Source organism: Arthrobacter sp. UYCu512 (assembly GCF_040547075.1).
In the GTDB taxonomy this organism is placed as follows: domain Bacteria; phylum Actinomycetota; class Actinomycetes; order Actinomycetales; family Micrococcaceae; genus Arthrobacter.
Genome location: NZ_JBEPPA010000006.1, coordinates 21,896 through 42,728, shown reverse-complemented (window position 1 = coordinate 42,728; position 20,833 = coordinate 21,896). Strand labels below are relative to the sequence as shown.

The 20,833-nt window shown below is 65.4% G+C and carries 17 protein-coding genes; 5 read left to right on the top strand and 12 right to left on the bottom strand.

Translation table 11 applies throughout. From position 1 onward, the window contains the following. Nucleotides 1-151: 151 nt before the first annotated feature. Nucleotides 152-1,033, bottom strand: a complete 882-nt coding sequence (locus tag ABIB49_RS07710; protein ID WP_282360151.1) for a potassium channel family protein — start codon at nucleotides 1,031-1,033, stop codon at nucleotides 152-154. 497 nt (nucleotides 1,034-1,530) lie between these two features. Here ABIB49_RS07710 and ABIB49_RS07705 point away from each other — a divergent pair, with 497 nt between their 5' ends. The 3 genes from ABIB49_RS07705 to ABIB49_RS07695 all read left to right on the top strand — a co-directional run bounded on the left by ABIB49_RS07705 (nucleotide 1,531) and on the right by ABIB49_RS07695 (nucleotide 5,021). Then, nucleotides 1,531-1,890 (top strand): hypothetical protein, encoded by a 360-nt coding sequence (locus tag ABIB49_RS07705; protein WP_282360152.1) that lies wholly within the window; start codon nucleotides 1,531-1,533, stop codon nucleotides 1,888-1,890. A 135-nt stretch (nucleotides 1,891-2,025) separates the two neighbouring features. Beyond that, a complete protein-coding gene (locus tag ABIB49_RS07700) occupies nucleotides 2,026-3,729 on the top strand; it encodes an SNIPE associated domain-containing protein (protein ID WP_354156888.1) in 1,704 nt (567 codons plus the stop codon). Beyond that, nucleotides 3,729-5,021: a DUF2510 domain-containing protein gene (locus ABIB49_RS07695; protein ID WP_282360155.1), complete on the top strand. Its 1,293-nt coding sequence runs from the start codon at nucleotides 3,729-3,731 to the stop codon at nucleotides 5,019-5,021. The genes ABIB49_RS07700 and ABIB49_RS07695 overlap by 1 nt, the downstream gene beginning before the upstream one ends. A 100-nt stretch (nucleotides 5,022-5,121) precedes the next feature. Here the strand turns inward: ABIB49_RS07695 and ABIB49_RS07690 are convergent, their stop codons facing one another. The 4 genes from ABIB49_RS07690 to ABIB49_RS07675 form a co-directional block, all read right to left on the bottom strand. Beyond that, a complete protein-coding gene (locus tag ABIB49_RS07690) occupies nucleotides 5,122-6,210 on the bottom strand; it encodes an alpha-amylase family glycosyl hydrolase (protein WP_502913781.1) in 1,089 nt (362 codons plus the stop codon). A gap of 168 nt (nucleotides 6,211-6,378) precedes the next feature. Further along, nucleotides 6,379-6,603, bottom strand: a complete 225-nt coding sequence (locus ABIB49_RS07685; protein ID WP_226774082.1) for a hypothetical protein — start codon at nucleotides 6,601-6,603, stop codon at nucleotides 6,379-6,381. Nucleotides 6,604-6,754: 151 nt separating this feature from the next. Beyond that, complete coding sequence (locus ABIB49_RS07680) at nucleotides 6,755-8,428, bottom strand: thiamine pyrophosphate-binding protein (protein ID WP_354156887.1); 1,674 nt, start codon at nucleotides 8,426-8,428, stop codon at nucleotides 6,755-6,757. Between the two features lie 119 nt (nucleotides 8,429-8,547). After that, the gene (locus ABIB49_RS07675) at nucleotides 8,548-9,051 is read right to left on the bottom strand and encodes an Lrp/AsnC family transcriptional regulator (protein WP_282360157.1); all 504 of its coding nucleotides are present in this window, start codon (nucleotides 9,049-9,051) and stop codon (nucleotides 8,548-8,550) included. 93 nt (nucleotides 9,052-9,144) lie between these two features. Here ABIB49_RS07675 and hisC point away from each other — a divergent pair, with 93 nt between their 5' ends. Together hisC and ABIB49_RS07665 are read left to right on the top strand one after the other, a co-directional pair. Then, entirely contained in the window at nucleotides 9,145-10,242 is a 1,098-nt protein-coding gene (hisC, locus tag ABIB49_RS07670) for a histidinol-phosphate transaminase (protein ID WP_354156886.1), read from the top strand. A gap of 48 nt (nucleotides 10,243-10,290) precedes the next feature. Then, the gene (locus tag ABIB49_RS07665; protein ID WP_354156885.1) at nucleotides 10,291-11,700 is read left to right on the top strand and encodes an amino acid permease; all 1,410 of its coding nucleotides are present in this window, start codon (nucleotides 10,291-10,293) and stop codon (nucleotides 11,698-11,700) included. Between the two features lie 197 nt (nucleotides 11,701-11,897). Here ABIB49_RS07665 and ABIB49_RS07660 read toward each other — a convergent pair whose 3' ends face one another. From ABIB49_RS07660 to ABIB49_RS07630, 7 genes are all read right to left on the bottom strand, one after another. Next, on the bottom strand, nucleotides 11,898-13,553 hold the full coding sequence (locus ABIB49_RS07660) for an alpha-amylase family glycosyl hydrolase (RefSeq protein ID WP_354156884.1): 1,656 nt from the start codon (nucleotides 13,551-13,553) through the stop codon (nucleotides 11,898-11,900). Further along, on the bottom strand, nucleotides 13,550-14,467 hold the full coding sequence (locus ABIB49_RS07655; protein WP_354156883.1) for a carbohydrate ABC transporter permease: 918 nt from the start codon (nucleotides 14,465-14,467) through the stop codon (nucleotides 13,550-13,552). Before ABIB49_RS07655 ends, ABIB49_RS07660 begins: the two co-directional genes overlap by 4 nt. After that, nucleotides 14,464-15,510, bottom strand: coding sequence for a carbohydrate ABC transporter permease (locus tag ABIB49_RS07650; RefSeq protein WP_354156882.1), 1,047 nt, complete (start codon nucleotides 15,508-15,510; stop codon nucleotides 14,464-14,466). Before ABIB49_RS07650 ends, ABIB49_RS07655 begins: the two co-directional genes overlap by 4 nt. An 85-nt stretch (nucleotides 15,511-15,595) precedes the next feature. After that, the gene (locus ABIB49_RS07645; RefSeq protein ID WP_354156881.1) at nucleotides 15,596-16,915 is read right to left on the bottom strand and encodes an ABC transporter substrate-binding protein; all 1,320 of its coding nucleotides are present in this window, start codon (nucleotides 16,913-16,915) and stop codon (nucleotides 15,596-15,598) included. 121 nt (nucleotides 16,916-17,036) lie between these two features. Continuing rightward, nucleotides 17,037-18,059: a LacI family DNA-binding transcriptional regulator gene (locus tag ABIB49_RS07640; RefSeq protein WP_354156880.1), complete on the bottom strand. Its 1,023-nt coding sequence runs from the start codon at nucleotides 18,057-18,059 to the stop codon at nucleotides 17,037-17,039. Nucleotides 18,060-19,093: 1,034 nt separating this feature from the next. Continuing rightward, the gene (locus ABIB49_RS07635; protein WP_354156879.1) at nucleotides 19,094-19,489 is read right to left on the bottom strand and encodes a Panacea domain-containing protein; all 396 of its coding nucleotides are present in this window, start codon (nucleotides 19,487-19,489) and stop codon (nucleotides 19,094-19,096) included. Nucleotides 19,490-19,532: 43 nt separating this feature from the next. Then, on the bottom strand, nucleotides 19,533-20,462 hold the full coding sequence (locus ABIB49_RS07630; RefSeq protein ID WP_354156878.1) for a GAF domain-containing protein: 930 nt from the start codon (nucleotides 20,460-20,462) through the stop codon (nucleotides 19,533-19,535). Between the last annotated feature and the right edge of the window lie 371 nt (nucleotides 20,463-20,833).

Below are 20,833 nucleotides of genomic sequence, written 5' to 3'. Positions count from 1 at the left end.
AGTGATCCGGCTTCCGCGACCAAGGCGGGAGTCGGATTCAGCTGGCTAAGAGAGACTGCATTGTCGAGGCCCCGGAGGTTGGGATGACGGGTCGGCCGACCGTGAGCCAGGCGTCGGGGCTGCAGGGCGCTACCCGCTCGCTGGTTCGTCTCTAGTTCCCGCCCCGCAGATGCCGGTGGTGCAGCTCGTAGCTGTCGAACACTTCAGAAGAGGTGGTTCCTGAATGGCCGAACTTGCCGCGGAGGACGTCCGCGAGTCCGTCCAGCGCCGCGCGGAGCATCCGGCCGGCGAACTGGAGCTCAGGGTTGTCGCTGCGCTGGGCTTCGGATGCCAGCTCCTGGGCATAGGCGACTGTGGCCGGCAAGGAGCCGCGCTGCTCGATTTCACGGAAATAGTAGGTTTCATGGAACGCAAGCAGATCGATGCTCACTAGAGATACGTTTCCGGCCATTGACTCCAGCAGCCCGGCAGCATGCGTGGGTTCCACGGCCAGCACACCGGCAGGACCCGCAGCCTCCCTGAACAAGTTAAGCTCGTGGGCAAGGGCCCGGCGGCGGTTTAGGGCCGGGTACATCTGCAGGATCCAGGTGACTGTTGCTGTCAGCAAACCGAAACCGGTGACGGCCTGGAGGGCCACGACCAGCCTGAGCAGCGGATGCGCCGGCACGATTTCGCCGAACCCCGCCGTGGAAAGCGTGACCAGGGAGATGTAGAGCGCTTCGGCGAAGTCGCCGTGCTGCGGCACCCCGGGTCCATGAATAAAGCCGGACTGCAGATGCGGCAAGTACAGCAGGGCCCAGCCTATGGCCGCGAGGCCCGCCCAGGCGCCAATGACAGCCGCCATGGCCAACGGTGCTGCGATGAAGGAGCCCCGGCCGCGCAGTTTTCTGGATACCAGCCAGAATCCGCGCATGATCGCCCGGCCCACGGGACCGGAGCCGTGGGGATAAAGGAGCGTACGAAAGACGTCGACGAGCATCAGCAGAACCAGCCCGGCCCCCAAAACCGTCCAGAGCGTATCCGCAAAGTCCATGCCTCATCTTATGGGCGGCGCCCAGGGCGCGATGATAAACTGAGGGACCCCGCAGTGCTTAGCACGACGGCGGCACCGGGTCTTGGGTGCCGACGTAGCCTGTGCGGCGGGTAGTGGCAGCCCTTGGCCACGCTAGCGTCAGCCGCGCAGCACCCAGGCGGCGTTGTTGGGCTGCAGCCAGCCGTCCTCGGCCAGCGGCGCGGCGCTGAGCAGTACGGATCCAGCCGGCAGCCTGACCGGTTCGCTCCCCATCGCGACGGCGACGAAGAAGTCCGCGCTGCGTTCGCAGATCAGCAGGTTCCCGGCTTCGACGCGCCAGGTGCCGCCGTCGTCCGCGGTGAAAGCTTCAGTCAGCGAGAAGTCGTGGTTCTGGCGTCGCCCGCTTCGTGTTCGGCCGCTGTGTCATCGTCGCAGCCCGGGAAGCATTCGCCGATGCCCCAGACACGTTCCCCGAACATCTGGCCGTTCCTGTAGAGGCTGGCGCCGAAGAGTGAGACGTGGACCAGAACCGAGCTCTTGCAGCCATGGAAGATGCCGCGAAGTTGACGGGTAACTGGATCGCCGGCACGGCCAACACTGTCGGAGAAGGCGTCGCAACGAGCGCTGTGTTAGCGGGCGCCGTGGTGGCAACCGCAGCGGACATGGTAACGCGCGCGTTCCGGAGCGTGAACATCGACGGTGATGGGATCCCAGATGAGCCCCAGGCCCTCACCGCGGTCAAGGGTGTTGGCGGCGCCATCACTGGCACGGCGGGCTCGGTCGGCGGGAGCGTCGCAGGGTTGATCAAACGGAAAATGCGCGGCGAACAGTCGGTGGGCGGGTCTGAGGCCGGTAGCGAGGAACTGGTCGAGAAGTAACCCCGGAGGTTAGTGGGCTGCGGGTCGTCGGCTATCTCCTGACTAATCCGCTGCCTAAGTTCCGGTCGATGGTGCGCCACGGCGGGAGCGGACCTCCACGCAAGAGATGTCAGTCGGTTGCTATATGGTCTGTAAATGCCGCACTCAATCCTGTCCAAAGGTGGAAATTCGACTCTGCCAGCACACACCGGCGAAAGACTGTCAGTTGAGCCTAAATGGCAGTCTTTGAGTTCTAATTCTGATGTTGACCTTTTCCTGGTCATGGTCGACGCTGGTGGGCGCGTCCCTTCCAATGAGGCAGTCGTTTTCTACAATCAGCCGCGATATCTCGAGGGCGCGGTTGAATACCTCGGCAGGACATCTGCGCGGGCTGACAGCCAAGAACATTCAGCATCGATTTCGCTGGCCCAAATCCCTGCCGTTGTTCAGCGAATCGCAATAGCGGCCAGCTTGGATTCTCAGGAACAGGTCCTGGGCCAGTTGGGAGACCTGCGCCTGTTCATAAAGTCGCCTTCCGGCGTTTCCTTCGAAGTGCCGGCAGCGGATCTGTCGAATGAGAATGTGGCAGTAATAGGCGAAATTTACCGCAGGAACGGCGAGTGGAAGATCCGCAACGTCTCGCAAGGATGGACGGGTGGTCTCGAATCCTTCCTCGACCAGCATGGGGTGGCGCTGGGCGGTGAGGTTTCACCGGATCCCGCGCCCGATCACCCACGCCGGGAACCTGACAGCCACCGTATCAATGACCTCCATGACCTGGAACACCGGATACGCGAAAAGGAGGCGGTGCTGAGAGAACTCGAATCAGCGATTATCGAAACCCGGGAGATCAAGCTCCTCCAGGATCTAGGCATCTACGAGTTCGCGCACCCGCTGGATGACGCAGTTGAATATAAGGATCGCCTGAACCTGTTGCGCGCCAACGTGAAAGAAACCGCGAAGGAGCGGGGCGTGACGGGCGCTGCAAACTGGGCAGTTAACGGGAGCCTGCAAGACGGTGCCCGGATGGTTCGCGAGCAATGCCGGCTGATGCTGCGCGCCTACAATGCCGAAGCCGACAACTGCATCCGGACAGTCCGCAGCCACAACCTTGAGCCGGCCATGGCAAGGCTGACTCGGGCGAAAGAATCCATCCAAAAACTGGGCCGCAGCATGGCCATTCAGATCACAGGGGAGTATCACGAGCTCCGTCTCGCCGAAATCCAGCTCACAGCGGACTACCACCTGAAGGTCACCGAAGAGCGGGAGACTCAGAGGGCCATCCGCGAGGAACTCCGTGAACAGGAAAAGGTCGAGCGGGAGCTCCAAAAGGCCAGGGAAAAGTTCGAAAAGGAACGCGACCAATATGAAGCGGCCCTGCAGATAGCGATCAGTAGCGGGGATGCTTCGGCCATAGCCATGATGCAGTCGCGGCTCGAACAAGCCGAACACAACCTTCGTGATATCGAAAACCGGGAAGCCAATGCCAAGGCCGGCTACGTCTACGTCATTTCGAATCTCGGTGCCTTCGGCGACCAGATTGTGAAGATCGGCATGACCCGCCGCCTTGAGCCAACGGAGCGAATCCGTGAACTCAGCGGCGCGGGGGTCCCGTTCCTCTACGACGTTCATGTTCTATTCTTCAGTGACGACGCCGCCGGTCTGGAGGGGCAACTGCACCGCGAATTCGAGGATCGCCGCGTCAATCGCGTCAACCTGCGCAGGGAGTTCTTCTACGCCACTCCGCACGAGGTCCGTGAAGCGGTGCGACGCATTGTCGGGGCCACAACACTCGAATTCAGGGAAGAAGCCGAAGCCTCAGAGTTTCGGCGCAGCATTTCAATGTCCAAGGGGGACTAGTGGGATTTAGAAAAAGCACGTCGTTCAAGGTGATGCCCGGAGTGCGCGTCCGGGTCTCCACTCACGGAGTCGGCACCTACGTGGGCGGCCGCAAGATTTCGCCCAGAAAGGTCCCAGCTTCGCCAAGGACGGGTACTGCCAGAACGTCGACGACGGCTCCGGCGCAGGCGCCGGTCCGGCCAGGGATGTTCGCGCCGAAGGAGGAGAAGGCCCTTTTTGCCTTTCTCTCCCAGCCGGATGCCTTGAACCTAGAGGAGACCGTGCTGGCACACCCGCAATACGCATTGCTCGGAAACGCTTTGCTGGGCCTGCGGCACCTCATCCACGGACAGACGGACCGGGCTGTCGAGTATCTCCGTGCCGCGCTCTCCCTGGACGGAGAAGTGGAATCGCACGCATTCACCCGGAAGTATCTCTCCAGCTACCGGCTGACGCTCGGTATCGCCGGCGGCGTCTCAGTGGAGTTGCCACTTTCGCACGATGCCGTGACTCTCGCGCTTGCCGAAGGGCTGCAGATCCAGGGTCAGACCCGGACCGCTGTGTACTACGTCGAGGCTTTGGATCCGAGCTATCCCGCCTTGTTGAGCCTGGCTGACCTTTATGTCGAACTAGAAGACTGGCATGAGGTTCTTCGACTCACCAACGGCTTCGGCGTCGATTCCGAAATCACAGCCATGCTTGCCATCTTCCGGGCCAAATCACATCTGGCACTGGGTGAACTCGTCGCAGCCAAGGAATGCATCAAGCCGCTGACGGCAAGCAAGAAGTACGGGACCGGATTGCGCTTTCAGGCCTTGGCTCTGCGCTCCGAGATCAGTCTGACAGAGGGAGCATTCGCGCGCGCCACGGCGGACCTGGAGAAGATTCTGGCCGAAGACTCCAGCCTCCCGGGCCTTCGCGAGGCGCTTGCCCGGATCCAGCGGCGCCAACAGGAAATCGAACAAGATAAATCCGATGCCATCCGGCAGAAGGCACGCGCTGCGGAGCAAAAGCGCGAGGAGGCCGAGCGTGCCAAGGAGGAGAAGCGCGCCGAAGCGGAGAGAGTCCGGGCAGAAAAAGCAGCCGCTAGAGATCGGTTGGCAGCCGAGCGGGCAGCCCCGAAGCCAGCCCTGCAGGCGGCCGTCATCGATCTGTCGTTCGATGAGGACGCCGACATTTCCGATGAGCCGGAATTAGCTCAGCCCGAAGCGGGGGGACTTGTGCCCGGCTTCTATCCCGACCCACAGGAAGTGGCGCCGTTCAGGTATTGGGACGGTTCAGCGTGGACGTCCCGAATCAGAATGAAACCGTAAGGAGTGTCGCCGGCCTGACGCGACCGGACTGACTGGCTGGCTTGCAAGGGCCGTCCACGTTCCTGAAGAAACGTGGACGGCCTTTTGCCTGCCTCGAGTTTCAGCCCCGCAGCACCCACGCCGCGTCGTTCGGCTGCAGCCAGCCGTCCTCGGTGAGGGGCGCGGCGCTGAGCAGCACGGAACCGGTGGGCAGCTGCACCGGTTCGCTCCCCATCGCGACGGCGACGAAGAAGTCCGCGCTGCGTTCGCAGATCAGCAGGTTCCCGGCCTCAACGCGCCAGGTGCCGCCGTCGTCCGGGCCGAAGACCTCGTTGTTCCACAGCAGCCGGCGCAGCCGTAGCGCGTTGGTGACCAAGGCAAGCGACGACGCCGGATCCTGCTGCTGGAGCTCGATCGCGTGCGTGCCCCATCCCGCCGGAATAGGCAGCCACGGCGTTGGTGACTTGACGGCCACAGTTTCGGCCCGCGAGAACCCGTGGCTCAGTGCCGCGTCCTCCGTCCACGGCAGCGGGACGCGGGCACCGTCGCGGGAGACCCCGCCGCGGGCCCACATCGGATCCACCCGGGATTCCATCGGGACGTCGACCTCAGGCAGTGCGAGCTCCTGGCCCTGGTAGAGATACGCAGGGCCAGGCAAAGCCACCAAAGCGGCCCTGGCCCGCAGGGCGCCAACATTCCCACCACCAAACCGGGTGACGGACCGGACGATGTCGTGGTTCTCCAGCGCCCACGTCGGCGTGGCGCCGTGCAGCAGGCGGGCAGCTTCGAGTTCGGTCCCCGCGGCGGCCCACGCCGCCGGATCCCAGCCGAGCTTCACAAACGCGAAGGCAAAGGCCTGCTGCATTTCATCGGCCCGGGTGTAGCGGGCGGCGCGGGCCGGTTCCAGGTTGACCTCGCCTACCAGCAGGCGGTGCGGTTGATACTTCTCGGCGAGGGTGCGCCAGCGGCGGTAGACCTCGTGGACTTCTTCCTGGTCCGAGACCTGCGGGTTGGACCGCAGCCCGTCCACCACTCCGCCGGTGGAGGGCGAGTCCGGCAGGCCGTCGGCCTTGAACAGGGCATGGGCGACGTCGATCCGGAGCCCGTCCACGCCCTTGTCGAACCAGAGGCGCAGCACGCCGTCGAAGTAGTCGCCGACGGCGGGGTTGCGCCAGTTCCAGTCCGGCTGCTCGGGGGAGAAGAGGTGCAGGTACCAGTCGGTGTCCGTCCCGGACCCTGGAACGGCTCGCCGTTGGGCCGCATGTGTGCTCTCGCGGCCGCCGATAGGCGTGGTCCCGGGAGAGGCCTACGACGGCGGCGCGTGGGTTCCAGCCGAAGGGACCCAGGAGCCGGAGTCAGCCGAGGTGAGCCCCCGCGTTCATCGGTAATCGGGTTTGTTGTGATCGGCCAGCACAGTGCTGCCGCCAGCCCACCTCGTGCCGCACGTCGGGCACTTGATGTACCACTCGTCGTTTCCGGGAAACTCGATCATCTCGCCCACGTCCTCACCGCTCGACGGGCACCACGCCTTCATGTCCTCCTCCTTTTGGAGGATCGCCTCTTGGATCATTATTAAGTCCAGGTCATCGTCGTCTCTGATCATGGTCGCGACCATACGCTGGGTGACCGACATCCAACCTCCGGGGCCGCCGCGGTCTGGACGGAACCGCCGAGGTGTCTGAGGTGGCTGCAGACTCCTGCCGGGAAGCGGACCCGCCCGGCGTGCCTGATTCCTTCCCGGCCCGCCGGGCTGACTAGCCAGCCACCGCCGCCTTCGCCGCCCGCGAGGCCTCCATCCACTCGCTCAGCCACGGGGCCCGGACGCTGGAGGTGATGCGGCAGTCGGCCACGAAGGTTCCCTTCGCGCCGGCATCGACCCAGTCCTGCAACGCGGAAAGGTCCGCCAGCGAGCGGATGATCGCCGATTCGGCACCAAGCGCTCGAGCGACGCCGCTGAAGTCCACCTCGGGGATCAGCATGGGCTTGACGGTCAGGCCTTGGGAGCCGTACTGGTGGATTTCGGCGCCGTAGGCGGCATCGTTGTAGATCACGACGACGGCGCTGGTCGCCGCGCCGATGAGCGATTCGAGGTCGGACAGGCCCATCAGGAAACCGCCGTCGCCGGAGGCCAGCACCAGGGTGCGGCCGTCCTCCACGGCGCGGGCTGCCCCGACGGCGCTGGCGAGGCCCAGCCCGATGGTCTGGAAGGCCGTGCCCACCATCACCAGGTCCTGCGGCCGGGGGATGTTCCAGTACATCGGTGCCCAGCCGAGGAAGTGCCCGCCGTCCTGGACCACCGTGCGCCGCTCCGGCAGCACGGCGTCCAATGCGGTGGCCAGGGAACGCGGGTCCAGCCGGCCGTCCGCGGTCTCCTCGGAGCCCGGGTGGTGGGCCGGTCCTTCGGCCAGCCGTTTGCGGGCTTCCGCGCGCCACGCTCCGCCGCGGCCGGCGTCCGGCGAGGCCTCGCCCTCCAGCATCCGCAGGAGGTGTCCGGCCGCGGATTTCGCGTCCGCGCTGACGAACCTATCCACCCGCGGGTGCGTCGGCTGCAGGGCGGTGTCGATCTGGATGACGGTGCTGTCCGGGCCGAGCAGGTGCCCGAACCGCATGGTGAAGGCGCTCAGGCTTGCCCCGGCCACGAGGACAACATCGGCTTCACCCATAATCCCGGCTGCGGTGTCCGTGCCGAAGCCGCCCGCCACGCCGAGGTATCCCTCGCCTTCGAGGAGGTTGAGCGCCAGAGCGGTTCCGGCGGTCACGGCGCCGAGGCGGTCGGCGAGCTCCCGGAGCTCCGGGCCGGCTCCGGCGAGGTGCGCGCCGCGGCCGGCGAGGATCAGCGGCCGCTTCGCCCCGGCGAGCAGGCGGGCTACCTGCCCAAGGCCAGCGTCGACGTCGTCCGTCACCGTTCGTGCCGGGGGTGCCGGAAGTTCCTCGTCCGCAGCCTCGACGGCCGCGAGGTCGTAGGGGATGGCAATCACGACGGCGGTGCGCTTGGTGAGTGCGTACTCCACCGCCTGCCGGGTGATGGAACCCGCGGCGTCGCGGGTGACGGTGAACGTGGCGGCGCCGAGGCCTGCGGCGATGGCCGCCTGGTCCACGTCCCAGGGCCGGGCGCCGGTGGTGGGGGCGTCCCCGGTGACCAGCACGACGGGGATCTGCGCCTGGACCGCCTCGGCGAGGGCGGTCAGTGCATTGGTGTAGCCGGGGCCGTAGGTGGTGGTGCCCGCGGCGAGACGTCCCGACGTCCGGTAGTAGGCGTCGGCCGCGGCGATGGCGGCGCCCTCGTGCCGGACGGCGGAGAAGCGGAGGCCCAGCTTTTCCGCGGCGTCCAGGAAGTAGACGTTTCCGTTGCCCATCACACCGAAGAGATCAGTGAGATAGCTGCTGAGAACCTGTGCCACGCGGCCGGAGACGGTGAGAGTAGTCATGCAGAAATTTTGTGCGCTGGTCCCCAGATAGGCAAGGGGGTCAGGTTTGGCTAGGAGATTTGGCAGGCGCAAGATGCGCAATTGAAAATATGACCAATTGTGCCCTGCGTCACCCGCACTTAGCCGGCAGCGCGGGGCTCCTGCTCGGAGAGCCGGCTCAGCAGTCCGTCGTAGCGGGGCGGCATGAGTTCCAGCACGGAAATGGCCGTGCTGGTCCGTTGAATCCCCTCGATTTCCAGGATCTGGTTGGTGATGCGATAGAGATCCGCCGTGCCGCGTGCCACCACCTTGGCCATGAGGTCCGCGTCGCCGGTCGTGGCGTGAACCTCAATGACCTCCGGGATCGCGGCGAGCCCGTCTTCCACCGCACCTGTCCGGGTCTGGCTGATGGACAGGGAGAGGAAGGCCATCAGTTCATAGCCGAGTGCAGCGGGATCCAGTCGACGGCTGAAGGAGCGGAGGGCGCCGCTGCGCTCGAGCCGTGCCAGCCGGGCGTGGACCGTGTTCCGTGCGACGCCGAGTGTCCGGGAGAGTGCCAGGGCGCTGGCCTCCGGATCCTTATCCAGGGCCAGGATGATCCTGCCGTCGAGTGAATCCAGGGTGCGGGGGTGCAGGATGGTCATATTTTCACCAGAGACAGTTGAAGTTGAGCAGAAGTCCCAATGGGTTGAGCGTACCTTGCATTGTGGGCGGAGTCACAACCATGATCAGTCCTCATGACCCGTGATCAGCTCCGCACCGCACCGGACACCGCACTCCCCACCCTTCGTGGCGCCGTGTCCGGCCTCCCGCCGTATGTCCCGGGCCGGCGCAGCGCAGGCACCGACATTGCTGCCCTTGCCAGCAACGAAAGCCACTACGAGCCGCTGCCCGCTGCCGCCGCCGCGGTGGCCGCAGCGGCCGGTACCATGAACCGCTACCCCGACAGTGCCGCCGTCGAACTCCGTGAACGGATCGCCAGGCACTTCGGCGTCACCGCCGGAGAGGTCGCGGTGGGACCCGGCAGCGTGGGCGTCCTCCAGCAGATCATCACCGGCCTGTGCGATGCCGGGGATGAAGTGATCTTCGCGTGGCGCTCCTTCGAGGCGTACCCCATCCTGGTGGAGCTGGCCGGCGCCCGGCCGGTCCGCGTTCCGCTGGACACCTTTGAAGGCCACGACCTCGATGCCATGGCCGCAGCCGTCACCGCCCGCACCAAGGTGATCCTGCTCTGCACCCCCAACAACCCGACCGGCGTGCCGATCGGCCACGAGCGCATCGAGGCGTTCCTGCGGTCCGTCCGTCCCGACATCCTCGTGGTGGTCGACGAGGCCTACGTGGAATACGCCGAAGCGGGCAGCGGCCCCGATTCCCTGGCGCTCTACCGCCGGCACCCGAACGTCTGCATCCTGCGCACCTTCTCGAAGGCCTACGGGCTCGCCGGCCTGCGCGTGGGCTACGCCGTGGCCGCGCCGGCCATCGCCGAGGGACTGCGCCGCACCGCCCTTCCCTTCTCGGTGAGCGCCTTGGCCCAGAAAGCCGCGATCGCGTCGCTGGACGCCGGGGACGAGATGGAAGCGCGCGTGGCGGCGGTCAAGCAGGAGCGCGCACGGATGGCCGCGCAGCTCGAAGCCCAGGGCTGGAAGCTGCCGCCGAGCCAGGGCAACTTCCTCTGGATCCGCGCGGATGAGAGCCTCCAGGCAAGGCTTGTGGACGCGTTTGACCGCGCGGGCATCATGGTCCGGGCCTACCGAGGTGACGGGGTGCGGATCACCGTTGCCGGCCCCGCCGCCAACAACCGCGTGCTCCGGGTTTTGGAAGCCCACGCAGCCTAGGAACTTATCGACCCCTTATCAATCCGTTCCACAACCAGAGGACTCCCCATGGAACAACAGACAAAGACGTCTGGCCGCCCGCTCGGCGCCGCACTCAAACCCCGGCAGCTCACGATGATGGGCCTGGGAAGCGCCATCGGTGCGGGCCTCTTCATCGGCTCCGGGGCCGGCATCCAGGCCGCCGGCCCGGCCGTGCTGATCTCCTACCTGGTGGCCGGCACCCTCATCATCCTGGTGATGTGGGCCCTCGGCGAAATGGCCGCAGCCAACCCGGACAGCGGAGCCTTCTCCGTCTATACCGCCAAGGCCTACGGGCCGGTGGCCGGTGCCACTGTGGGGTGGCTGTGGTGGCTGCAGCTCGTGGTGGTCATCGCCGCCGAGGCGCTCGGCGCGGCAGGCCTGCTGGCCACCATCTTCCCGGCCCTGCCGGTGTGGCTGATGGCCTTCGTGTTCATCGTGCTGCTCACCGCCGTGAACCTCACCAGTGTGAAGAACTTCGGCGAGTTTGAGTTCTGGTTCGCCCTGCTCAAGGTGGCAGCAATCGTCGGGTTCCTCCTGGTGGGCGCAGCCCTGCTCTTCGGCTGGCTGCCGGGCGTGCAGTCGCCGGGCCTTTCCAACTTCAGCGGTGCCGGATTCGCACCCAGCAATTTCGCCGGGATTGCGACGGCGCTTTTCGTGGTGGCCTTCGCGTTCGGCGGCACCGAGATTGTCTCCGTGGCGGCAGCTGAGACCGCCGAGCCGGCCCGCAGTGTGAAGAAAGCGGTCCGCACGGTGCTGTGGCGCATTCTGGTTTTCTACATCGCTTCCATCTTTATTATTGCGGCAGTGGTCCCCGTGGGTTCGGCGGGGCTGAAGAGTCCGTTCGCGGCGGTACTGGACGCCGCCGGCATGCCCGGTGCAGCCACCGCCATCACCCTGGTGGCCGTGGCGGCACTGCTCTCCGCGCTCAACGCCAACCTCTACGGCGCCTCCCGGATGGCGTTCTCCCTCGCCGAGCGGGGCGACGCGCCGCGCCTGCTCGCCTCGGTGTCCAAGGCACGGGTCCCGGTTATCGCAGTCCTGGCCAGCGTCGCCTTCGGCGTTGTCACGGTCGGGCTGGAGCTGGCGTTCCCCGATCAAGTCCTTCCCGTCCTGCTCAACATTGTGGGCTCGACCTGCCTGCTGGTGTGGACGTCCGCGCTCCTGGCCCAGCTCGCGCTGCGGCTCCGCGCCGACCGCGAGGGGACGGAGCTTCCCCTGCGGATGCCCGGCTTCCCGTGGCTGACGGGCTTTGGCCTGCTCATCCTCGCGGCGATCTTCACGGTGGGCTTCATCGGCGAGGACTCACGCCCCCAGCTGCTGAGCACTTTCTCGCTGGTGGCGCTGCTGGCGGTGGCGAACTGGCTGCACCAGCGGAGGAAGATTCCGGGCAGCATTGATTCTTCAGAGGATGACAAGCAGCCGGCGCTCGTCGACTAGTTGACTCGCCTGAACCGACACGCGGCTTCGGTGCACTTAAGGGCGCGTCCGGCTTTGGCCGGGCGCGCCCTTCATCGAGGAACGGAGGGCCCCACTTCCCAGTTGCGGTATCACTTATGGGCGTTCTGAGCCTTTAGAGCAGCTACAAGTGATAGCGCAACGCGGTTCGTGGACGGCACTTCGTGCGGCCGGTCAGCTCAGTCGCGTAGCACCCACGCGGCGTTGTTCGGCTGGAGCCAGCCGTCCTGTTCCAAGGGCGCAGCAGTGAGCAGCACGGTTCCAGCCGGCAGTTGCACCGGTTCGCTGCCCATCGCGACGGCGACGAAGAAATCGGCGCTGCGTTCGCAGATCAGCAGGTTCCCGGCTTCGACGCGCCAGGTGCCGCCGTCGTCCGGGCCGAAGACCTCGTTCTTCCACAGCTTTCGGCGTAACCCGAGGGCTGCTTTGGTGAGGTTAAGCGCTGACGCCGGGTCCTGCTCCTGGAGTGCGACGGCGTGCGCGCCCCAGTCCGCGGGGACCGGAAGCCAGGGCGCTGATGTCTGAACCGCCGCGGCCGGTTCAGCCAGCGAGAAGCCGTGGTTCAGTGCCGAGTCCGCGGTCCAGGGCAACGGGACGCGGGCCCCGTCGCGGCAGACGCCGCCGCGGGCCCACATCGGATCCACCCGGGCCTCTAACGGGACGTCGACCTCGGGCAGTCCGAGCTCCTGCCCCTGGTAGAGGTACGCCGGGCCGGGCAAACCCAGCAAAGCCACCAAAGCGGCCCGGGCCCGCAGGGCGCCAACATTCCCACCACCAAACCGGGTGACGGACCGGACGATGTCGTGGTTCTCCAGCGCCCAGGTGGGGGTCGCGCCGTAGAGCTGGCGGGCGGCTTCGAGCTCGTTCCCGACGGCGGCCCACGCCTCCGGGTCCCAGCCGAGTTTTACAAACGCGAAGGCGAAGGCCTGTTGCATCTCGTCGGCCCGGGTGTAGCGGGCGGCGCGGGCCGGTTCCAGGTTGACCTCGCCCACCAGCAGGCGGTGCGGTTGATACTTCTCGGCGAGGGTGCGCCAGCGGCGGTAGACCTCGTGGACTTCTTCCTGGTCCGAGACCTGCGGGTTGGACCGCAGCCCGTCCACCACTCCGCCGGTGGAGGGCGAGTCCGGCAGGCCGTCGGCCTTGAACAGGGCATGCGCGACGTCGATCCGGAGCCCGTCCACGCCCTTGTCGAACCAGAAGCGCAGCACGCCGTCGAAGTAGTCACTGACGGCGGGGTTCCGCCAGTTCCAGTCCGGCTGCCCGGCGGAGAAGAGGTGCAGGTACCAGTCCGTGTCCGTCGCCGAGCCGGGGGTGGCGCGGCTCCAGGCGCGGCCGCCGAAGACGCTCTGCCAGTTGTTCGGCGGGATGTCAGCGGCGACGTTACCGCCGCCGTCGGACATGTCCACCTGGCCGGGCACAAAGTGGTACATGTCCCGCTCCGGCGAGCCCGGGCCGGCCGCGAGGGCCGCCTGGAACAGCGGGTGCTCGGCGGAGCAGTGGTTGGGGACGACGTCGAGCAGGACCCGCAGCCCCAGCGAGTGCGCCAGTTCCAGCAGAGTATCGAACTGCTCCATGGTGCCGAACAGCGGGTCCACGCCGCAGTAGTCGGACACGTCGTAGCCCTGGTCCACCTGCGGGGAGGGCTGGAACGGGGTCATCCAGATCCCGTCGACGCCGAGGGAGGCGATGTACGGCAGCCGGGCAATGAGCCCGGCGAGGTCGCCCACGCCGTCGCCGTCGCCGTCGGCGAAGGAGCGCGGATACACCTGGTAGATGACGGCGGACTGCCACCACTCGGCGGCAGGCGCCAAAGCGGTCTCTTCGGCAGGGCTCATTTGCTGGCGCCCGCGGTGAGGCCCTCGACGATCCGCCGCTGGAAGATCAGCACCATAATGACCAACGGTACGGTGACGATCACGCCGGCGGCCATCTGTTCGCCGAAAGGCGCCTGGAATTCGGTGGCGCCGGTGAATTTGGAGATCGCGACCGTGGCGGTCTGGATCTTGGGGTCGTTGATCATGGACAGCGCGATGATGAATTCGTTCCAGCTGTGGATGAACGTCAGGATCGCGGTGGTGAAGACGCCCGGCGCGGCGAGCGGCAGCAGCACCCGGCGGAACGCCTGCCACTTGGTGCAGCCGTCGATCATGGCGGCTTCCTCGAGGTCGAACGGCAGGGCCTTCATAAAGGTGGTGAGGTTCCAGACCGCCAGCGGGATCGCGAAGGACAGGTTGGGCACGATCATCGCCTGGTAGGTGTTGATCCAGCCGATGTCCGTGAAGAGGCGCAGCAGCGGCACCACAACGGAGATGCCGGGGAACATCGACGTCGCGATGATAACGCCGAGGATCACCGATTTGAAGCGGAAGTTCAGCCGGGAGATCGCGTAGGCGGCGAACACGCCCAGGACCAGCGCGAACGTGGTGGTGGTGCCGGCGACGATCAGGGAGTTGAGCAGCGCCTGGCCGAACATCGTGGAGCCGTCGAACACCTTGGTGTAGTTCTCCAGCGAGAACGGGGCCGGCAACAGGGTGTTGTCGAAGATGTCCGCGGTGCGGCGGAGGCTGGAGACCAGCATCCAGTAGAACGGGGCCAGGCAGTACGCGAAGATCAGGGCCAGGCCGGCGTAGACGCTGTAGGAACGCCAGGTGCGCTTGGGTTTCGTTTTGCCGGGTACGACGGCGGTGCGTGCGTCGGGGGCGGTGGCGCCGGAGTCGGCTGCGGCGTTGCGGAGGTCGGAGATGGTCATCGGGTGGCCTCGGCCTTCTTCTGTTCGGAGTTGGCCAGGGAGCGGGACTTCTTCGCGCTTTTCTTGGACAGCAGCTTCAGTTCCTTGGCGCCGGTGACGTCGGCGCCGAGGACCTTTACAAAGACGATCGCGACGACGGCGACGTACAGGAAGAGCATGACGGCGAACGCGGAGGCGGAGCCGTAGCGGAGCTGGTTGGATTCGTCCCAGGCCAGCATGGAGAGGGTTTCCACGGATTCCTTGCCGGGGCCGATCAGCACAAAGGGCAGGTCGAACATGCGCAGCGCGTCGAGCATACGGAACAGCACGGCCACCAGGAGAGTGGGTTTGACCAGCGGGAGGGTGATGGAGCCGAGTTGGCGCCACCAGCCGGCGCCGTCGATCCTGGCGGCTTCGTAGACTTCGCCGGGGATGACCTGCATACCGGCGAGGACCAGGAGGCCGATAAACGGGGCGGTCTTCCAGACTTCGGCGATGATGACGGCGACTTTGGAGGCGTTGCCTTCGGCGGTCCAGAGGATTTCGCTGCCGAGCATGGTGTTGGCGATGCCGTCGGACTGGAAGATCCAGCGCCACAGCAGGCCGGAGACGGCGGTGGGGACGGCCCACGGTACCAGGATGCTGGCGCGCAAAAAGGACCGGCCGCGGAAGGCGCGGTTCATGGCGAGGGCCAGGGCCAGGCCCAGGACGGTCTCGAGGAACACCGTGGTGACGGTGAAGAAGGTGGTGTTGGCGAAGGCGTTCAGGAAGCGCCGGCCGGATTCGCCGACGAAGAGGTCGGCGTAGTTGGCCAGGCCCACGAAGGATTCCACATCGGAGACGAAGCCGTCCGCGTCCAGGCCGGATTCGGCGCGGAACAGGGACTGGTGCACCGCGGAGAGCAGCGGGTACACAATCACCAGGGCCAGCACCAGGATGGTGGGGGAGAGCAGCATCGCGGCCATGCGGCCTTCACTTGGGGAGCGTTTGCCGCGTCTGCGCGGGCTGCCTGGCTGGGGCGTGCCGGTCTGCGCGCCGGCGGGCGGGGCGGTCGTCGTCGTCATGCTGGGTACCTAACTGGAGTTGCAGCTGCCTGGCCGGCCGGGGCGGACCGGCCGGCCAGGCGTGTGGTCTGAACTGCGGGCTGAGTTACTTGGACAGCTCGGTGAGCTTGGCCTGCATGTCCTTCAGGGCCGTGTCCGTGTCCTTGGCGCCGGTGATGGCCGCGTAGGCCTCTTCCTGGATGGCCTTGGTGGTGGCGCCGTACTGGACCACCTTGGGGCGCGGCTGGGCGTTGTTCAGCGAGGTCAGCAGGGTGGGGAAGAACGGGCGCTTGGCGACGACGGCGGGGTCCTCGAAGAGGGAGGCGTAGACGGGGGCGCGGGAGGACAGGGCGAGGCGCTTCTGGGCCTGCTCCTCGCTGGTGAAGAACTTGACGAACTCCAGCGCCGTGGCCTTGTTCGGGGTGAACGGGGAGATGGCCAGGCTGCGGCCGCCCAGGGTGGAGACGCCGGGGCCGTCGGTGCCGGGGATGGAGGTGATGCTGAACTTGCCGTTCACCTTGCTGGAGCCGTCGGTGGCGCTCAGGGAGGCGTGCAGGAAGGGCCAGTTGCGCATAAAGACGAGCTTGCCGTCCTGGAACGCGCGGCGGCCCTGCTCTTCGAGGTAGGTGATGGCGTCGGACGGGAAGAGCCCGTCCTTGAAGCCGTCCACCAGCAGGTTCAGGCCGGCCTTGGCCTCGGGGGTGTTGACGGTGGGCTTGCCGTCGGCGTCGACCACTGTGCCGCCGGCGGAGGCCACGGCCTCGGAGAAGTTGACAGTGAGGGCCTCATTCTTGTCGAACTGGCCGGTGTAGCAGGACATGCCGGCGGCTTCGGGGAGCGCCAGGACGGACTTGCAGGCGGTCTTCATCTCGTCCCAGGTCTTGGGCGGGGCGGCGATGCCGGCGGCCTTCAGCAGGTCGGAGCGGAAGTAGAACAGGGCGCCGTCGGTGTAGTACGGGGCGCCGACCAGGGTGTCCCGGTACGTCGCGGCGTTGACCGTGGCGGGGATCATCTTGTCGGTGGGGACGGCGTCCGCGGGCAGCGGCAGGATCCACTTGTTGGCGGCGAACTCGGAGGTCCAGACGACGTCGAGGTTCAGCACGCTGAAGGTGTCCGACTTGATCTGCGCGTTCTGGATGAGCTGCTGGCGCTGCTGGTCCGCGGAGTCCGGCAGTTCGATGAACGTGACCTTCTCCTCGGGGTGGGCGGCGTTCCACTCCTCGATGGTCTTGTTCGCGGCACCGGAGGCGTCGCGGTTGGAGACGTAGTTGATGGGGCCCTTGCCCTCGAAGGACGCGGCGGCGGCCTTCGGGGTGCTCTTCGCTTCCGTGGCGGTCCCGCCGCAGCCGGTGAGGGCGACGGCGGCGACGGTCAGGGATGCGGTGGTGGCGAGAAGAGTCTGCCAGGTGCGGCGGCGCTGCCTCATGTGTTGCTCCTTGTTATCTGTTTTTTGCGAGTGGGTTGGTGCATGCGGAGCTGCGGCGGCTGCCTGGTTTTGTGGCACGGGGGAGTGCCGGCTGCCGCCGGTGGTGGGTGGTTTCGGTGGGTTAGCTGACGAGGACTTGTTCGCCGGGCGGTGCCGGGTTCGCCGGTGTTGAGCTGGGCGGGGCGGTGGAGCCGCGCTCGATCAGCCGGTGCGGCATGATCTTCGGCCCCAGGTCGCGGGAGCGGAGCAGCTTTTTCACGGCCATCCGCCCCATCTCCTCCAGCGGCTGCGCCATGGTGCTCAGCGGCGGGTTCACGTGCAGTGAGGTGGAGGTGCCGTCGAAGCCCAGGACGGAGACGTCCTCCGGCACCCGGAGCCCGCGCCGCTGCAGTTCATTGACGACGGCGGCACCCATCTCATCGCTCATCGCGAAGATCGCGGTGAGGCCGGGCTCCTGCTGCAGCAGCTCGTCGACGCCGGGTGCGCCGCTTTCGTAGAAGAAACTCCCGGTGGCGGTGACCGGGGTGCAGCCGGCCTCGGTCATGGCGCGGAGGTAGCCGCGTTTCCGGGGCTGGGCGACGTAGATCGACGCCGGGTCGCCGGTGAGCAGGCCGATGCGCCGGTGGCCGAGCCGGAGCAGGTGACGGGTCGCGTCGTAGGCTGCCTGCTCGTCGTCGATGGCCACGCTGGGGGAGCCGGACTTGTCGCTGATGGCGACGGAGATGATGGGGACGTTGGGCCCGAGCAGCTGCCGGGTCTCCGGCGTGATCACCGCGGAGATGAGGATGACGCCGGCGGCCCGGTAGGTGCGCAGGGTGCGGAGGTATCCGGCGATGTAGGCGGATTTGGCGCCGGTGCGGCCGAGCATCACCGCGTAGCCGCGCTCCTGGGCTTCCTCCTCCACGCCCTGCATGACCTGGGAGGCCAGGGCATCGGAGACCATCGGGGCGAGGAGCCCGATCACGGAGGTTTGCCGGGTCTTGAGGCCCCGGGCGAGGTAGTCCGTTTCGTAGCTGAGGCTCTTGACCGCGGTTTCGACGCGTTCACGGGTCTCATCCGAGTAGCCAACGAGTCCGTTGACGACCCGGGAGACGGTGGCCGGGGAGACGCCGGCGTGCTTGGCGACATCGCGGATGGTGACCACGGTTCCTCCTCCCTGAGGGTGTCTTCTGGGCGTTGCGTGGCCCGAGTGCGTAACGAGTTACGCAAACGGTTTACGTAAACGGTTTCGTTGCGTGCAGGATCAACAGTAAGGGGTGGGCCGGGGATCGCGTTGCGTTTCGTAAACAGGGCTCAAAGGTCGATGGCGCTGGGGCAAACTGGAGTCGGGCACCGACATCAATTCCAGTTGCAGATTCCGACAGTTTCGCTTCTGTGCGGTGAGGGCCGGCAAGCGTTCGCAGTCGGTTCTCTTCTTTCAGTTCGATGAATGACCTCAGCTACTTCCCGCTACGGATGATCAGACCAGTTCGATTGCCCACCCCGCAGAGAAGCTTGCCCTCTCCACGACCAGCCTTGACTTGCAGATAGCCGCAGGTGACACCGGATGTGCTCAGAATGTGCCCAGTATGTGCCCGGCAACCGCGGGCTCATTCCGCTTCGTCATAGACGCCCCCCGGGGGCGAGGTACTCGCTCTGAGCAGCTGAGGGTGTAATTCAGATGTCTCTTCAAACGCGTGGGCGCTGCAATCCAGTCGATTAGTAAGTTGCCTTCGGGCGATTGGGAGTTTGCATCGTGCCACTGAAGTTGGACTTGTCTCCGGGCTCCAGGACGGCCAACGATTCGTGGTAGCTGGCTGTCAATCCTGAGCGTGACTGCTTACCTAGGGAAATGGACATGCTGATACTTCCCGATGAAGGTCTCATGACCACTCTGAAGAGTCCTGAGGTACCTCCCCATGGTGGTTCGGGTCGGTCTCTGTCTTCCACGACCATAGCCTGACTATCCAGTCAGCTCAGGCAACGGCGTCTCCGGCCTCGGCGATGGGCCGATCGCGTGGGACTAGCCAGTGCGATTCCAGCTTGGTGCGTCGGCATCGCATGTTCTTGGTGATGTTTGTGTGGTGTGGAAGTTGCATCGTCTGACGTGCTGTCATGCCAATGCAAAACACCTCGCGGCCAGGATTTGGCGGTGAGGTGTTTTGCATGCCTGTCGAGGTGATTCGGCCCGCAGTCGTTCTAATCCAGTGCTTCCTGAGCGAGGGCCCGGAAATGGGTCTCCATGTCAGAGATTTTTACTTCCCGGTTGCTGCTAGCGGCAGGATGGGAAGCGCCACGGGCTTTCAACCAAGGCTCTTCCTGATGAGTCAATTCGCTGAGCTGAAGCCCACTCATGTTCTTGTATGCCGCCAAGACATCATCGATTACGGATCGCTCCGCGCGGGAAAGTTGGGATGCATCGCCCTTCTCCCAGCTGTCTACCGATGATTCAAGGCGGTGGTAAGCATACAGTTCTCGTACGACTGGGCCCAGCCGCCACGCTTCGATACGTGCGTTGAAGAGCGGCTCCCCCTCCCATGCGAGGTGCCAACCTTGGCTGTAGTAACACAGCTTCTGCAGCTTCATCGTGGACATGTTGCCGAGCCTGGAAACTATGTAAGCAGCAACGTTATGTACGTCAGCCATTGTTGTTGCTCCCTTCATTGCCTTGGACAAAGGCTACAGTAGCGCCGCTCGCGATCGCCGGATTTGGGCCCATGCGAACGCTTTCTGTTGTTCTTGTTCTACTGGGCACGATTCGTTCGAGTGGCGCAGCGAGATGGAGGCCTATGGCGAGCATGGAAGCGAGCGTTTGGGCCGTGACGACGTGGTCGTCGGTGAGTGACCCCGCCACCACGGCATCCAGTGTCAGAACGCCGAGTTCATCGTTACCCGAGTAGATTGGCACCGCAACGAAGGAGTTGTAGATCTTCGCTTCCGCATCAATGCGCTTTTCCGTGGATGAGGTGTCGGGGATGTGCAGAGGCCGCCTGGTAGCCAGGACGTCAAAAAGCAGGTCGCCGTGGTCCGTGTCTCTTCGAAAGTCGCGTCTCGGCGAATCGGCGCGTCCACAGTGTGGGGGTCTGTGAACTAGCAGGCTTGGCTTGTCACTGTCTGCTTTCGTCACAGATCCGTCGAGAATGTACAAACATGCCCTTGCGCGGTCGACGTCGAAGAGCGAGACGGAACTTCCCAATGCGGTCTGGATGTATGCTTCAAGATTTGCTTGCCTTGTGACTGGGTCCACGACCTTCAGCAGCAATGTATACACGTGGCCGAGACGGCCGTTGAAAGCGGCTACCGCCTTTCGGCCTGCACTCTCAAGGTCCCGTTTGGAAGAGTCTTTCTCTTCGTTCTCGAACTTTTTCGCAATGTGGGCTAGGAACCATCCGAGGACGAGGATGACGATCCCAACGACGATGGCCTTCTTCCCCGGATTGCTTAGGTCTCGCAGCCCGATCGTGATTAGTGCGCCGCCCGCAAAGATCACGGCCGATGATACGAGCGTGGACCAGATGCTGGCGAAAAACCTGCGAAGCATCGGGGACTTGTATAACTGCTTGATCAAGCTGCGAACGCCCCCATGGGCGTGGGACCGAGCACGCGTTGAGGCACTTGAGACGCTATAGACCAAGGGGGCATCAGCCCATTATTGCTGAGTCCGACGGAGGCAGGAAATCGGGCCCTTCGCAGATGAGCATGGTTAGCGGTTCAGCGTCGCTGTCGCGCCGTGGTGGGAGAAAGTTGTTCTCGCGTCACGTTTAGTCTCTGGCGGGTGGTGCGTGTCCGGGCGGATTATGAAGGTGTCTGCCGCGGTGGGCGCCGGTTCGCCCTTGGTGCTGATGGTGAGCCTGCTGGTTAGCGTGGCGCGGAGGACTTCCACGGGAACCGTGGATTGTTGCTTTGGAGCACGAGTGTCAGATTCCTGAATTTTTCCTG